This window comes from Bacillus sp. SIMBA_005, assembly GCF_046535585.1.
Lineage (GTDB): Bacteria > Bacillota > Bacilli > Bacillales > Bacillaceae > Bacillus > Bacillus pumilus.
Genome location: NZ_JAWRWI010000146.1, coordinates 1 through 329, shown reverse-complemented (window position 1 = coordinate 329; position 329 = coordinate 1). Strand labels below are relative to the sequence as shown.

General features: G+C 38.9%; 1 pseudogene. It reads left to right on the top strand.

Annotated features, from left to right (window positions below):
* Positions 1–48 precede the first annotated feature (48 nt).
* Positions 49–329 (top strand): annotated as a pseudogene (gene degU / locus SB660_RS19505) (two-component system response regulator DegU); the annotation flags it as partial.

The following is a 329-nucleotide window of genomic DNA, read 5'->3' as shown; positions in this document are numbered from 1 at the left end:
GACCGAATGCTAGAGTATATAGAACAATAATACAAGGAGGCGTGGCTTGTGACTAAAGTAAACATTGTTATTATCGACGACCATCAGTTATTTCGTGAAGGTGTTAAACGGATATTGGATTTTGAACCTACCTTTGAAGTGGTAGCCGAAGGTGATGACGGAGACGAAGCGGCTCGTATTGTTGAGCACTATCATCCTGATGTTGTGATCATGGATATCAATATGCCAAACGTAAATGGTGTGGAAGCTACAAAACAGCTTGTAGAGCTGTATCCTGAATCTAAAGTAATTATTCTATCAATTCACGATGACGAAAATTATGTAACACA